Below are 14,283 nucleotides of genomic sequence, written 5' to 3'. Positions count from 1 at the left end.
TCGTCGAACACGGTTTTCCGTGCGTCGATCTCACCGGCGACGAACTCTCGAAGCAGCACATCCGCTACATGGTCGGCGGGCGTTCGCCGCTCGCGCACGACGAGCGTCTGTTCCGCTTCGAATTCCCGGAGCGACCGGGCGCGCTGATGCGCTTCCTCTCGTCGATGGCGCCGAACTGGAACATCAGCCTGTTCCACTATCGCAATCAGGGCGCCGATTACAGCTCGATTCTGGTGGGCATTCAGGTGCCCGCGGCTGAGGATGCGGAGTTCCGCCGCTTCCTCGCGACGCTCGGTTATCCGCATTACGAGGAAACGCAGAATCCGGCGTATCGGCTCTTTCTCGCCTGAAGGCCGACGATCATGGCCGTTTCGCTCACCGACAAGCTGGTCGTCGCGATTTCGTCGCGCGCGCTGTTCGACTTCGAGGAAGAGAACGGCGTCTACGAAACCGGCGACCTGCACGCCTACGAGGCGCTGCAGCGCGAGCGCCTGCACGTGCCCGCGCGGCCCGGCGTCGCCTTCGCGCTGATCCGCAAGCTGCTCGCGCTGAACAACGGCGCGCATCACGTGGAAGTCGTGATCCTCTCGCGCAGCGATCCGATCAGCGGGCTGCGCACCTTCAATTCGTGCCGCGAGCACGGCCTCGACATCCAGCGCGGCGTGTTCACGCGCGGCCGCGAGCCCTGGCATTACCTGAAGCCGCTGAACGCGTCGCTGTTTCTCTCGGCGAATCCCGACGACGTGCGCGGCGCGCTTGACGCCGGATTTCCGGCCGCGCGCGTCTTCCCACCGACCGGCGCAAATTCGGCGACAATGGCGGAACGCAACGCGCAGGAAATACGCGTCGCGTTCGACGGCGATGCTGTGCTGTTTTCCGACGAAGCCGAGCAGATCTTCCAGCGCGACGGCCTGGGCGCCTTCGTGAGCCACGAACGCGACAACCGCGAGCTGCCGCTCGCGCAAGGTCCGCTCAAGCCGCTGCTCGAAGCGCTGCACCGTCTTCAGCATCTCGCCGACGCGAACGCGAAAATGCGCATCCGCACCGCGCTCGTCACGGCGCGATCGGCACCCGCGCACGAGCGCGCGATCCGCACGCTGATGGCCTGGAACATCGAAATCGACGAAGCGATGTTCCTCGGCGGACTCGACAAAGGCCCGTTCCTGCGCGAGTTCGAACCTGACTTTTTCTTCGACGACCAGATCCGCCATTGCGAATCGGCCCGTTCGGTCACGGCGACCGGACATGTGGCCAGCGGCGTGGCGAATCCCGCCGGCGCGGCGTCCCTCACGGGCGCGCCCGGCGTCATTACCGAAACCAGCGCATCATGACTCCCGAACAATCGCCGCTCGGCAAGGCTTCCAGCTACACCGAGCAATACGACGCCAAGCTGCTGTTTCCGATCCCGCGCGCGGGCGCGCGCGAACAGATCGGCATTGGCGCGCAACTGCCCTTCTTCGGCACCGATATCTGGAACGCGTACGAGCTGTCGTGGCTCAATGCGCGCGGCAAGCCGCAGATCGCCATCGCCACCTTCTTCATTCCCGCCGATTCGCCGAACATCGTCGAATCGAAGTCGTTCAAGCTCTATCTGGGCTCGTTCGCGCAGACGGCGTTCGAATCGGCCGACGTGGTGCGCGACACCATCCGGCGCGACGTTTCCGCGGCTTGCGGCGCGACGGTGTCGGTGAAGCTCGATCAGCCGGGCGGGTTCGGCAAGCTGCCGTTCGAGGAATTCGACGGTCTTTCGATCGACCGCCTCGACCTCGACGCCGAGATCTATCACCCGGACCCGACGCTGCTGAAGGCCGCGCAGGACGAGGCGCCGGTGGAAGAAACGCTGGTCTCGAACCTGCTGAAGTCGAACTGTCCGGTGACCGGCCAGCCCGACTGGGGCAGCGTGCAGATTCACTACGTCGGGCCGCAGATCGATCAGGCGGGCCTGCTGCGCTACATCATCTCGTACCGCAATCACACGGGCTTCCACGAGCAGTGCGCCGAGCGCATCTTCATGGACATCCTGCGCGAGTGCAAACCGGAGCGCCTCGCGGTCTACGCGCGCTACACGCGGCGCGGCGGTCTCGACATCAATCCGTTCCGCACGAACTTCAATATGCCGATGCCGGATAACGCGCGGCTCGCGCGTCAATAAGCGCGGTTAGCGCGCAGTTCGCACGCGGTTAGCACGCGGTAGAAAGCACAAAGCGCCGGCTGGACCGGCGCTTTGCTTTTGTACGCGATGAACGTTGATCGTTGAGCGATGACCGACGAACGCGCCGCTCGCCTATTGCTGCGATTGCTGCGACTGCGGCAGCTCGGCCGCGCCCATGCGGCGCGCGATCACGCCCGCGCGTTGCGAGAGATACGGCGAGTTGCGATGTTCGTCGAAATACTTGGGACGCGGCAGCATGACCGCGAGCCGCGCCGACTGCCACGGCGTGAGCTTCGCCGCCGTCGTGCGGTAGTAGTAACGCGCCGCGGCCTGCGCGCCGTACACGCCGTTGCCCCACTCCACCGAATTCAGATAGATCTCGAAGATGCGCTCCTTGTCGAGCAGCGTCTCCAGCATCCACGTGATGATCAGTTCCTGGCCCTTGCGGATATAGCTTTTCTCGCGTGATAGAAACAGGTTGCGCGCCAGTTGCTGCGTGATCGTCGATCCGCCGCGCACGATATGGCCGCGCTTCTTGTTCCGCTCCCACGCCTGCAGGATGGCGTCGGTTTCGTAGCCGTTGTTATTGACGAAGTTGGCGTCCTCGGACGCGATGATCGCGCGCTTGAGATTGCGCGAAATCTGGTCGTACGGCACCCATTGATGCTGGATCGCGAGGTCCGGGCGATCGGCGGCGAGGCCCGCCGCGTCGGTGCGCATGAAGGCCGTCGATTGCGGATCGACGACATTCCACGCGGCGATCTGCGCGAAATAGTAGAACTGCAATGCGATCCACGCGACGCCGAACACCAGCGCCGCGTAGACGATCCAGCGCAGCGCGCCGACGCGCGCTGGCGTGCGCGGCACCTGACGGTTCGTTGCCGCTGTGCGCATGGATCGCGTCTCCCGAGACCGTTGCGGGTGTCAGGCCTGCGCGGCTTGCGCCGCGATCTGCGCGCGCAGCGCGGCGAGCACCGGCGCGCCCGTGGGACGCACGCCGCGCCACACGAAGAACGACTCGGCGGCCTGCTCGACCAGCATGCCCAGACCGTCCGACGCGCGCGCGCCGAGCGATTCGGCGTGACGCATGAAGACCGTCGGCTGGGCGCCGTACATCATGTCGTAGGCGAGCGTGCCCGCGCCGAACGCGCGGTCGTCGCACTCGGGCAGCGCGGCGTCGAGACTGCCCGCCGTCGCGTTCACGATCACGTCGTAGGGTTTCGGGTCCACGGCTTCGGGACCGCCGCCGTTGATCAGGCAGCCGAACGCCTGCGCCGGGCCCGCGAACTGCTCGATGAGCGCATGCGCCTTCTGCGCCGTGCGGTTCACGATGGTGATCTCGCGCGGATGGCATTCGAGCATCGGCAGCACGACGCCGCGCGCCGCACCGCCCGCGCCGAGCAGCAGCACGCGCGCGCCCTTGAGCGAGACGCCCAGATTCACTTCGATGTCGCGAACGAGACCGAAACCGTCGGTGTTGTCGCCGAAAATGCCGTCTTCGTCGAAACGCAGCGTATTCACCGCGCCCGCCGCCGCCGCGCGCGGCGACAGACGATGCGCGAGCGCGTGGGCTTCGAGCTTGAACGGCACGGTCACGTTCAGACCGCGCCCGCCCGCCGCGCGAAACGCCTGCACGTGCTCGACGAAACCATCGAGCGGCGCGAGCAGGCGGTCGTAGTCGACAGCTTCGCCGGTCTCCTGCGCGAATTGCGCGTGGATCGCCGGCGATTTGCTGTGCGCAACCGGATTGCCGACCACGGCGTAGCGGTCGCGATGCGGGGTTGGCGTTGGCGTCTGATCGGCGCTCATGCGCGCGGCTCCGTCTCGTGTTGTTCGGACTGCTGTTCGCCCTGCCCCTCTTGCGCGTCGGCCTCGCCATCGGTGGCGGCGTCCGGCTGACCGGATTCGGCGAGCGCTTCCGCTTCGCTCTGCGCGGAATCGTCGGCGGCTTCGATCAGTTCTTCGTCGTCGCCCGACTCTTCCTCGGCCTGCTCGCCGCTCGTCACGACCGGCGCGTCGAGCACACGCAGCATGCGCACGGACGCCTCGATGGTCAGCTCGTCGATCGACATCACTTCCATCATCAGGCGCGTGCCGCGCGCGTGCACGCCGAGCGCGGGCACGTGCATCAGCAGCGGCACTTCCTCGAAGCGCACGAGATCGTCCTTGACGACCGAAGCCGGGAATTCACGGCGCGGCTCGACACCGCCGTCACCGCGCATTTCCTGCTGGAGCCAGCGCAGGCACCAGAAGTACTCCATGCGGCGCTGGTGATCGGCATAGGCCGTATAGGTTTCGTCGAAGCCCTGCACGACGGCGAACAGATCGGCGTCCTTGGGCTTGAACGGCGCGACCAGCTTGGCGGCCACGCCATGCTCCACGCACGCGAGCAACTGCCACTGGTTCACGAGGTCGACGTAACGGCGCAGCGGCGAGGTGCTCCACGCGTACTGCGCGACGCCGAGGCCTTCGTGCGGCGCGGCGTTGGTCTGCATGCGCGTGCGCTTCGGGCCCGTGGGCGCGCCGAACGCGCGCTGCGTGCGGTAGATGCCCGGCACGCCGTGATCGTTGAGGAACGCGCCCCACGTGGAGTTGGCGAGAATCGCCAGTTCCGCGACGATCAAGTCGAGCGGCGAACCGCGGCGGCGCGGCGTGATGCTGACGTGCTCGCCTTCGACGTAGAAGTTGTAGTCGGTGTTGCGCTGCACTTCGCGGCGCAGACCGTAACCGGCGCGCGCGGCCTGGCGCTTCTCGAACAGCGCCTGCGCGAACGGCCACAGCACGGCGATGTCTTCCTTGTGCGGATACTCGCCCGTGCCGGCCGCGAGCGTCTCTTCCGTCACCACTTCGTCGAGCGTGTTGTGACGCAGATTGCTCTTGACGAACACGCGCTCGGCGCGCGTTTCGGTCGCCACGATTTCCTGCGTCTCGCGGTTCACGATGCTGTAGAGCGAGAGCGCCGGGCGCAGGCCGCCTTCCTTGAGCGTGAACGCGTCGACGAAATCGTCGGGCAGCATGGTGATCTTGTCGCCGGGCATGTAGACCGTCGACAGACGCGCGCGCGCCACCGTGTCGGCCGTATCGCCGCGCGCGATGCCGAGCGCCGGCGCCGCGATGTGGATACCGATGCGCACGCGGCCGTCGGCGAGATGCTCGATCGAGAACGCGTCGTCGATTTCGGTCGTGGTGACGTCGTCGATCGAGAACGCCTGCACGTGTTCGGCGGCGTCCGGCAGATCGTCGGGCAGCGCGCCCACTTCGACCGGCGGGAAGCCCGTGCCGTGCGGGAAGAATTCAGCGAGGAAACGCGCTTCGTGCAGCGCGCGCGGCGACGCGATGCCGCCGCATTCGAGCATCAGGCGCGGCATGGAAATGCCACGCGCGGCCGCGGCCGCTTCGAGCGCCTTGTACTCGATGGTGTTCTTGTCGGGCTTCGTGAGCAGGCCGAGCGCCTTGTCCTTGAGCGCCTCGGGCAGACGGCCCGCCTTCAGTTCGTCTTCGTAGCCGGCCTGCACGAGCGCCTGCTGACGCTTGCGTTCGAGCGACGCGAGCGCCATCTTGAGCTGGTCTTCGGGCGCGCGCTGATACTGGCCGCGGCCCTTGCGGCGGAAGTACACGGGCGAGCCGTGCAGGCGCAGCACGAGCGCGGCGCGTTCGACCGGACCATAGGTCTCGCCGAAGTACTCGCTCGCGAGCGCCGTGTAGGGGAATTCGTCGGACGGCGCGCATTCCCACAGGAAATCGAGGTCGATTTCCTGCGCGGCGGCGTCCGCCTGCTCCAACAGATCGGCGGCGGCGGGCTTCTCGAACTCGATCAGCACGTCTTTCGCGCGCACCTTCGCGCGGCGTCCGCCCGGCAACTCGACCTGAAACGCATCGCCCTGCTTCGACAGCACGCTGCCGGCCTTGAAACTGCCCGATTCCTCAAAGAAAACGTTCACTCAACACTCTCGTCTGACTTGCTTCGACCGCGGGCGCGGCGCGCCCAGACGGTGCTGTATACATATAGGCGTTCGCGCGCGCGGCGCGAACGAAAGACGACGCTCAAGGCGCGTCGCAGAAACGGATCACTTCGTCGACGTAGTCGGCGAATTCGCTGATGCCGTGGTCGCTGCCTTCGATCAGATGCGTCTGCACACCCGGATAGTGCGCGAGCATCTCGCGGTAATCGAGCACTTCGTCGCCGGTCGCGGCGATCAGATAGTAACGCTCGGGCCGGGTGATGCGCGCGACGGCCAGCGCGCGCAGTTCCTGCAAATGGCGCGGCTCGACGACGATGCTGCCGCCGCCGTGCCAGAGCGGCTGTTCGCCGAGATATTTCGACAGATCGCGCTCCGGCACCACGGCCGGATTCAGCAGCACGGCGCGCCAGCCGTGCTTTTCGGCGAGCTGCGTGGCGAAAAAACCGCCCAGCGAGCTGCCGAGCAGCGTGATGCGCTCGCCCGGCCGGGCTTTCTGCGCGATCTCGCGCTCGACCAGTTCGACCGTTTCGTCGGGCGAGACCGGCAGCGTCGGGCACAGCCATTCGTCGGCGCGGCCCAGTTCGGCGAGACGCGCCGCCAGCAGGCGCGCCTTGAACGATTGCGGCGACGAGCGAAAGCCGTGCAGATAGACGATCACGCCGCGCTCCGGTCCGCTTTGGCCGACAGCGCGTCGAGCAGCTTCTGATGCACGCCGCCGAAGCCGCCGTTGCTCATCACGAGCACCTGGTCGCCGGGACGCGCCGCCGCCACGACCGCCTTCACCAGCGTGTCGAGGTCGTGGAACGCGCGCGCCTTCTCGCCGAGCGGCGCAAGCGCGCCCGCGAGATCCCAGCCGAGTGCGTCCTTGCCGGCGGGCGCGCCGTAACCGAATACGAGGTCGGCGTCGGCGAGACTGCCCGGCAATTGCGCCTTCATCACGCCGAGCTTCATGGTGTTCGAGCGCGGTTCGAGCACCGCGAGGATGCGCGTGTTGTCGCGGCCCACGCGCGTGCGCAGACCGGCGACGGTCGTTTCGATGGCCGTGGGATGGTGCGCGAAGTCGTCGTAGACGGTCACGCCGTCGACGCTGCCGCGCACTTCCATGCGGCGCTTGACGTTGCGGAACGACGAAAGCGACTGCGCGGCCTGCGCGGGCGGCACGCCGACGCTGCGCGCGGCGGCGATCGCCGCGAGTGCGTTCTGACGATTGTGCTCGCCCTGGATCTGCCAGTCGACCACGCCCACGCGCTCGCTGTTGTGATAGACGGCGAAGCGCTCGTCCACCGTCACGCCCTCTTCGGCCGGCAGCGCCTGCCAGCCGCCATCGACGCCGAAACGCTCCACGTCGCTCCAGACGCCGCGCGCGAGCACGCGGTCGAGCGCCTCGCTGCGGCCGTTCGAGACCACGCGGCCCACGCCCGGAATCGTGCGCACGAGATGGTGGAACTGCGTCTCGATGGCGGCGAGATCGGGGAAGATGTCCGCGTGATCGAATTCGAGATTGTTCAGCACCGCGGTGCGCGGGCGGTAATGGACGAACTTCGAGCGCTTGTCGAAGAAAGCCGTGTCGTATTCGTCGGCTTCGATCACGAAGAAGCTCGAATCGGTCAGACGCGCCGAGATGCCGAAGTTCAGCGGCACGCCGCCGATCAGGAAACCGGGATTGAGACCCGAATCTTCGAGCAGCCACGCGAGCATCGAGCTCGTGGTGGTCTTGCCGTGCGTGCCCGCCACCGCGAGCACCCACTTGTCGCGCAGCACGTGCTCGCCGAGCCACTGCGGGCCCGAGGTGTACGGCAGGCCGCGATTGAGGATCTCCTCCATCAGCGGATTGCCGCGCGAGACTACGTTGCCGATCACGTACAGGTCGGGATTGAGCTCGGTCTGGCTCGCGTCATAACCCTCGATCAGGCGGATACCCTGCGCTTCGAGCTGCGTGCTCATCGGCGGGTACACGCCCGCGTCGCAGCCGGTGACCGTATGACCCGCGCTGCGCGCGAGCACGGCGAGACCGCCCATGAACGTGCCGCAGATGCCGAGGATATGGATGTGCATAAGCCTGTCGCGCCGCGCGGGCGTCGTGAAAGGGTTACAGGGATGGGGAAAGCAGAACGGCGGCGCCTGGCCGCCGGAGCAAAGAACGCTATTGTACCCGAGCCCCTGCGGCTTTTTCGCCGGGGCTGGCGTACCGGCGCGGGCGTACCGGCATGGGCGCGGCGGCGCGGATATCGCGGCGTGGATGTCACCCGCCACGGGCCTCGCTGCACCGCCGCTCCGCCGCGCGGTGGCCGCCGGGGGCGCTCAACGTTCTCTAGTATGATGGGCGCATGGTTCGCAGATCACATTTCGATCCCCAGCGCGTGCGCGAGGAAATCGCCATCGCGGCAGCACGGATGATCGCCGAAGACGGCCTCGATTACGCCACCGCCAAGCGCAAGGCCGCGCGGCAGGTGGCGGGGGACGCGCGCATCGAAGGCGCCTGGCTCCCCGACAACGATCAGATCGAGGAAGAAATCCGCGAATATCAGGCCCTTTTCATGGGCGAAAGCCAGCCGGCGGTGCTGCGGCGGCTGCGCGAGATCGCGCTCGACTGGATGTTGCAGCTCGCGAAGTTCAATCCCTTCCTCACGGGCGCGGTGCTCAACGGCACGGCGGGCGAGCATTCCGACATCCATCTGCAGATCTTTTGCGACAACGCCAAAGATGTCGCGATCTGGCTGCTGAACGCGAACGTGCAGTACGACGTCTCGGAAACGCGCCACTTCGCCGCACGCGGCTATGTGGAAACGTTGAGCTTCCTCTGGAAGCCGTCGCGCGACGAGGAACCGGTCGGCATCCACCTCGCGCTCTACAATACCGACGACCTGCGCGGCGCCGTGCGCGCCGATCCGCGCGGGCGTCTGCCGCGCGCGGACGCGCGGGCACTCCAGGCGCTGATCGACGAGAGCGGCGCGACCTCCACCACCTGACTCTTAGTGAGCTTGAGCGCAGCAATGAACACGAAACGGATTCTGGCCGGCGTCGCAGTGGCGGCGGTGGCAGCCGGGGGCGGCATTCTGGCGGGACATTATGCGAGCAGCGGCAGCGCCGGAGTCGCCGACGCGGCGTCGGTCACGGGCAAGCAGAACGCGGTCGACCAGCTCTGGTCGGCGGCCGTGACCACGCCCGACGGCAAGCCGCAGTCGCTGTCCATCTATAAGGGCCACCCGATCGTGGTCAACTTCTGGGCCTCGTGGTGCGGTCCCTGCGTCGAGGAGATGCCGGAGCTGTCGGCGCTGCATCGCGAATACGCGAAGAAGGGCATTCAGTTCGTCGGTCTCGGCGTCGATTCGGCGGCGAACATCAAGACTTTCCTCAAGAAAGTGCCGGTCGCCTACCCGATCTACATCGCCGGATTCGGCGGCGCGGACGTGGCGCGCGCGTTCGGAAACAACGCGGGCGGACTTCCTTACACGGTGGTAATCGACGCCAACGGCGCCGTTCGTGCGACAAAATTAGGCCAAATCAAACCGGACGAACTTCGCCGCACGCTCGACGCACTTTGACGCGGTGGAACAAATGGCCGGAGCTTAACGGCCGTACGGTGCAATTTGTCGTGAAAATTGGCGCATTTGGCTGAAGATCGCTGCTTGCGAAAGCAATTCGGCGAACAGAGGGCCTTATCTGCTGTTTGGAAAACTAGACAAATTTCTCTAATCGGCGCTAAAGTTCGCGCAATTCCACGGAAAAAGAAGCGACCATGACGCGACTGCTGGTTCTGCACGGCCCCAACCTCAATCTTCTCGGCACCCGGGAACCGGAGGTCTATGGGCGCGTGACGCTGCCGCAGATCGACCAGGCGCTCGCCGACCGTGCCGCCGACGCCGGCGTGGAGCTGGCGACGTTCCAGAGCAACCACGAAGGCGCGCTGGTGGACCGCATCCAGGCGGCCCGCACGGAACAAACGGATTTCATCCTGATCAACCCGGCTGCGTACACGCACACCAGCGTGGCTATCCGGGATGCGCTGGCAGGCGTGGGCATCCCGTTCGTCGAGATTCATCTGTCGAACGTGCATCGCCGCGAAGCCTTCCGGCATCACTCGTATTTTTCCGACCAGGCCGAAGGTGTGATCTGCGGCCTCGGCTGGAAGGGTTATCTCTACGCGCTCGAGTACGCGCTGGACCGGCTCGCTGCCCGTCCGGCGGCCTGATTCCTGCGCCGGATGACCGACGCACTCTGAAAGACAACACCAATCCCGTGCCGGGACGCTTGCGCCCCGGCACCTCACGTATGCAAAGCAAAGGGGCTGCACCATGGATCTACGTAAGCTGAAGACTCTGATCGACCTCGTCTCCGAATCGGGCATCTCGGAGCTCGAAGTGACCGAGGGCGAAGGCAAGGTGCGCATCGTCAAGAACGCGCCGCCGGTTTACGTGCAGCCGACCGCGCAATTCGCCGCACCGGCGATGGGCGCGCCGATCGCGCCGGCCCACGTCGGTGAAGCCGCAGCGCCGGCCGCAGCCGCCGCGCCCGCCGTGCCGCAAGGCCACGTGGTGACGTCGCCGATGGTCGGCACGTTCTACCGCGCGCCGTCGCCGGGCGCCGACCCGTTCGTCCAGGTTGGCGACACGGTCAAGGAAGGCCAGACGCTGTGCATCATCGAAGCGATGAAGCTGCTCAACGAGATCGAATCGGACGTCGCCGGCGTGGTCAAGGAAATCCTCGTCGAGAACGGCCAGGCAGTCGAATACGGCCAGCCGCTCTTCGTGGTCGCGTAAGCGCGCCACACGCAAGAACGGCCGGCGCGCCGCGCGGCATCGGGTCGACAGAGACCACATCCGCCGCACGAGCGCCCTTCCGCTAGCGCCGCCGCTGCGCGTTCGGTGCCAGGCAAGCAGATGCACTGGCCACCGCAACGCAGCAACGCGGCGCAAGCGCGACCGATACTCGAAGGCAGCCCGCTCGCTTCGTCCTGCGGCGCCCATTGATGAGTCGAATACCCACCATGTTTGAAAAAATCCTCATTGCCAATCGTGGCGAAATCGCGCTCCGCATCCAGCGCGCGTGCCGCGAACTCGGCGTCAAGACGGTCGTCGTCTATTCGGAAGCCGACAAGGAAGCCAAGTACGTGAAGCTCGCCGACGAGGCGGTCTGTATCGGCCCGGCGCCTTCGAACCTGAGCTACCTGAATATGCCGGCGCTCATCAGCGCGGCTGAAGTCACCGACGCCGAAGCGATCCACCCCGGCTACGGCTTCCTCTCGGAAAACGCCGACTTCGCCGAGCGCGTCGAGCAGTCGGGCTTCACCTTCATCGGCCCGCGTCCGGAAACCATCCGCATGATGGGCGACAAGGTCACGGCGAAGCAGACCATGATCAAGACCGGCGTGCCCTGCGTGCCGGGCTCGGAAGGCGCGCTGCCGGACGATCCGAAAGAAATCGTGAAGATTGCGCGCACGATCGGCTACCCGGTCATCATCAAGGCTTCGGGCGGCGGCGGCGGTCGCGGCATGCGTGTCGTGCACACCGAAGCGGCGCTCGTGAACGCGGTCAACATGACCCGCGAAGAAGCGGGCCGCGCGTTCGGCAACCCGCAGGTCTACATGGAGAAGTACCTCGAGAATCCGCGTCACATCGAAATTCAGATTCTCGCGGACTCGCACAAGAACGCCGTGTGGCTCGGCGAGCGCGACTGCTCGATGCAGCGCCGCCACCAGAAGGTGATCGAGGAAGCGCCGGCGCCGGGCATCGCGCGCCGCCTGCTCGACCGCATCGGCGACCGTTGCGCCGACGCCTGCAAGAAGATGGGCTACCTCGGCGCGGGCACGTTCGAATTCCTGTACGAAAACGGCGAGTTCTACTTCATCGAAATGAACACGCGCGTGCAGGTCGAGCACCCGGTCACCGAGCAGATCACCGGCATCGATATCGTGCAGGAACAGATCCGCATCGCGGCGGGCGAGAAGCTCGCGTTCCGCCAGCGTGACATCCAGCTGAAGGGCCACTCGATCGAGTGCCGTATCAACGCGGAAGATCCGTTCAAGTTCACGCCGTCGCCGGGCCGTCTGACCTCGTGGCACATGCCGGGCGGTCCTGGCGTGCGCGTCGACTCGCATGCCTACAATGGCTATTTCGTGCCGCCGAACTATGATTCGATGATCGGCAAGCTGATCACCTACGGCGCGACGCGCGAGCAGGCGATCCAGCGCATGCGTATCGCGCTGTCGGAAATGGTCGTCGAAGGCATCTCGACCAACATTCCGCTGCACCGCGAGCTGATGCTCGACGCCAAGTTCGTCGAAGGCGGCACGAGCATTCACTACCTCGAAAGCCGTCTGGCCGAGCGCCAGGCAGTGAAGAAGGACGAAGCGTAATTCATGAGCTACCGGGAACTGATCGTCGAGCTTGAGCGCGACCGCGCGGAGGAACTCTCCGACGCGCTGCTCGAACTCGGCGCCCTCTCGGTGTCGGTCGAAGACGCCGACGCCGACACGCCCGACGAGCAGCCGCTTTTCGGCGAGCCGGGCCTCACGCCCGAGCGCACCGCGTGGCAGCATTCGCGCGTGATCGCGCTGATCGGCGACGATCAGGATCCCGCGGTGCTGCTCGCGGCCGCGTCGAACGAGCTCGGTCTCGCCGAGCTGCCGAAGTTCGCGCTGCGCGAGGTCGAGGAACAGGATTGGGTGCGGCTCACGCAGTCGCAGTTCGATCCGATTCAGATCGGCCAGCGCATCTGGGTCGTGCCCTCGTGGCACGATGCGCCCGATCCTGCGGCGCTCGTACTCGAACTCGATCCGGGCCTCGCGTTCGGCACCGGCAGCCACCCCACCACGCGTCTGTGCATGGAGTGGCTGGAGCAGCACGTGCAGCCGGGCAACTCGTTGCTCGACTACGGCTGCGGCTCGGGCATTCTCGCGATCCTCGCGCAGAAGTGCGGCGCGAATCCGGTGATCGGCATCGACATCGATCCGCAGGCGGTCGAGTCGGCGCGCCATAACAGCGAACGCAATCGCGCGAACGTCACTTATGGCCTGCCCGACGATCTCCAGGCGGGCGAGTTCGATATCGTCGTCGCCAATATTCTGTCGAATCCGCTCAAGCTGATGGCGTCGATGCTTTCGTCGCGCGTGAAGCCGGGCGGCCGCCTCGCGCTCTCGGGCATCCTCGCGCGTCAAGCCGAGGAAGTCGCGCAGGTCTACGAGCGCTGGATCGACATCTCGGTCTGGCGCGAGCACGAAGGCTGGGTCTGCCTCGCCGGCACGCGCCGCGCGTAAGCGCTTCACATGCTTCATGCGTGTGTATCAAGCACGCATGAAGCACGCATCGCGTCTGATCGTGCCCCACGCGTCTGGCCTGGAGTCGTAGGGCGCCGTGGATTGCCAGTAGAATGACGGGTATCGCCAACCTTCCGGTTCCACGGCACTCATGCTCCTGGCAACGCGCTGTCCCTTCTGCGAAACCGTCTTCCGAATCCAGCCCGCACACCTCGCCGCGCGCCGCGGCCTCGTGCGCTGCGGCCATTGCCAGGAAGCGTTCGACGCATCGGGCAGCCTCTACGAGGTCCCCGAAAACGGCGACTTCTCGCAGGCCGTCCCCGTTGCCGCCGATATCGCCGCGAGCCTGGCCTCGCCGGGTTCGTCGCAGGCGTCCACGGCTGCGGCGGCGGTTTCCGCGCCTGCCTCAGCGCCCGTGAGCGAAGCGGCGCCGCCGGTCGCGCCGGTTGCGCAAGACCAGCCGCACGCACAGGCATGGACGCAGCCGGATGCGCCCGCCGCAAACTTCGCCGCTCAGGAACCCAACGCGCAGCACGCGCCCGACTTCGCCAATCCCGGCTGGAATCCGTGGGCGCCGGTCCCCGACAGCCGCATCGATCCGAATCTTCAGTACAACGCGCAGAATCTGCCGCGTCCCGGCATTGCGCCTGGCGCGACGCCCGGCGTCACGCCCGGTGTCGAACTGAAAAACACGGACGAGGCCAGCGAGCCGTATCTGCCGCGCGAGTTTCCGCCTGAGCAAACCGCACCGGCGGCACCGGCGGCACAGGCCGCTCCGGCAGCCGCACCCGAAGCCGCCGAACCGTTCCCGCCCGCCACGCGCTGGACGCGCGCCGAGCCCGGACTCGCCTCGTCCAACCCGGCCGGGAACGCGCCCGTCGAGCCCTCGCTGGCATCGCACGCCGCCGCCGCGC

14 protein-coding genes and 1 pseudogene are annotated in these 14,283 nt (G+C 66.5%); 10 read left to right on the top strand and 5 right to left on the bottom strand.

Features of this window, described 5'->3' with window-relative positions; all coding sequences use genetic code 11:
• From LDO54_RS38160 to queF, 3 genes and pseudogenes are all read left to right on the top strand, one after another.
• Positions 1 to 350 (top strand): annotated as a pseudogene (locus LDO54_RS38160) (threonine ammonia-lyase, biosynthetic); the annotation flags it as partial.
• Between the two features lie 12 nt (positions 351 to 362).
• A complete protein-coding gene (locus LDO54_RS38155; protein WP_224018227.1) occupies positions 363 to 1,331 on the top strand; it encodes a 5'-nucleotidase in 969 nt (322 codons plus the stop codon).
• Entirely contained in the window at positions 1,328 to 2,152 is an 825-nt protein-coding gene (gene queF, locus LDO54_RS38150) for an NADPH-dependent 7-cyano-7-deazaguanine reductase QueF (protein WP_224018225.1), read from the top strand. The genes LDO54_RS38155 and queF overlap by 4 nt, the downstream gene beginning before the upstream one ends.
• A 132-nt stretch (positions 2,153 to 2,284) precedes the next feature.
• Here queF and mtgA read toward each other — a convergent pair whose 3' ends face one another.
• The 5 genes from mtgA to mpl form a co-directional block, all read right to left on the bottom strand.
• The gene (mtgA, locus tag LDO54_RS38145) at positions 2,285 to 3,046 is read right to left on the bottom strand and encodes a monofunctional biosynthetic peptidoglycan transglycosylase (RefSeq protein ID WP_224018223.1); all 762 of its coding nucleotides are present in this window, start codon (positions 3,044 to 3,046) and stop codon (positions 2,285 to 2,287) included.
• A gap of 30 nt (positions 3,047 to 3,076) precedes the next feature.
• The gene (gene aroE / locus LDO54_RS38140; protein ID WP_224018221.1) at positions 3,077 to 3,961 is read right to left on the bottom strand and encodes a shikimate dehydrogenase; all 885 of its coding nucleotides are present in this window, start codon (positions 3,959 to 3,961) and stop codon (positions 3,077 to 3,079) included.
• Positions 3,958 to 6,093: a ribonuclease catalytic domain-containing protein gene (locus LDO54_RS38135; RefSeq protein ID WP_224018219.1), complete on the bottom strand. Its 2,136-nt coding sequence runs from the start codon at positions 6,091 to 6,093 to the stop codon at positions 3,958 to 3,960. Before LDO54_RS38135 ends, aroE begins: the two co-directional genes overlap by 4 nt.
• A gap of 103 nt (positions 6,094 to 6,196) precedes the next feature.
• Complete coding sequence (locus LDO54_RS38130) at positions 6,197 to 6,772, bottom strand: YqiA/YcfP family alpha/beta fold hydrolase (protein WP_224018217.1); 576 nt, start codon at positions 6,770 to 6,772, stop codon at positions 6,197 to 6,199.
• Positions 6,769 to 8,169, bottom strand: coding sequence for a UDP-N-acetylmuramate:L-alanyl-gamma-D-glutamyl-meso-diaminopimelate ligase (gene mpl, locus LDO54_RS38125; protein WP_224018214.1), 1,401 nt, complete (start codon positions 8,167 to 8,169; stop codon positions 6,769 to 6,771). The genes LDO54_RS38130 and mpl overlap by 4 nt, the downstream gene beginning before the upstream one ends.
• A gap of 272 nt (positions 8,170 to 8,441) precedes the next feature.
• Here mpl and LDO54_RS38120 point away from each other — a divergent pair, with 272 nt between their 5' ends.
• The 7 genes from LDO54_RS38120 to LDO54_RS38090 all read left to right on the top strand — a co-directional run.
• Positions 8,442 to 9,083, top strand: coding sequence for a UDP-N-acetylmuramate--alanine ligase (locus LDO54_RS38120; RefSeq protein WP_224018212.1), 642 nt, complete (start codon positions 8,442 to 8,444; stop codon positions 9,081 to 9,083).
• A 24-nt stretch (positions 9,084 to 9,107) separates the two neighbouring features.
• Entirely contained in the window at positions 9,108 to 9,659 is a 552-nt protein-coding gene (locus tag LDO54_RS38115) for a TlpA family protein disulfide reductase (protein WP_224018210.1), read from the top strand.
• Between the two features lie 194 nt (positions 9,660 to 9,853).
• A complete protein-coding gene (gene aroQ / locus LDO54_RS38110) occupies positions 9,854 to 10,306 on the top strand; it encodes a type II 3-dehydroquinate dehydratase (protein WP_224018208.1) in 453 nt (150 codons plus the stop codon).
• 103 nt (positions 10,307 to 10,409) lie between these two features.
• Positions 10,410 to 10,874, top strand: a complete 465-nt coding sequence (gene accB / locus LDO54_RS38105; RefSeq protein ID WP_224018206.1) for an acetyl-CoA carboxylase biotin carboxyl carrier protein — start codon at positions 10,410 to 10,412, stop codon at positions 10,872 to 10,874.
• A 227-nt stretch (positions 10,875 to 11,101) separates the two neighbouring features.
• Positions 11,102 to 12,469 carry an acetyl-CoA carboxylase biotin carboxylase subunit gene (gene accC, locus LDO54_RS38100; RefSeq protein ID WP_224018204.1) on the top strand — a complete coding sequence of 456 codons (1,368 nt, stop codon included), beginning with the start codon at positions 11,102 to 11,104 and terminating at the stop codon, positions 12,467 to 12,469.
• A gap of 3 nt (positions 12,470 to 12,472) precedes the next feature.
• On the top strand, positions 12,473 to 13,369 hold the full coding sequence (gene prmA / locus LDO54_RS38095; RefSeq protein WP_224018202.1) for a 50S ribosomal protein L11 methyltransferase: 897 nt from the start codon (positions 12,473 to 12,475) through the stop codon (positions 13,367 to 13,369).
• Between the two features lie 151 nt (positions 13,370 to 13,520).
• Positions 13,521 to 14,283: MJ0042-type zinc finger domain-containing protein (locus LDO54_RS38090; protein WP_224018199.1), on the top strand; the 763-nt coding region annotated here is incomplete at its 3' end.

Source organism: Paraburkholderia tropica (assembly GCF_914484835.1).
Classification (GTDB): Bacteria; Pseudomonadota; Gammaproteobacteria; order Burkholderiales; family Burkholderiaceae; genus Paraburkholderia; species Paraburkholderia tropica_A.
Note: the sequence above shows the minus strand (reverse complement) of the source record. Positions and strands in the feature narration are given on the sequence as shown.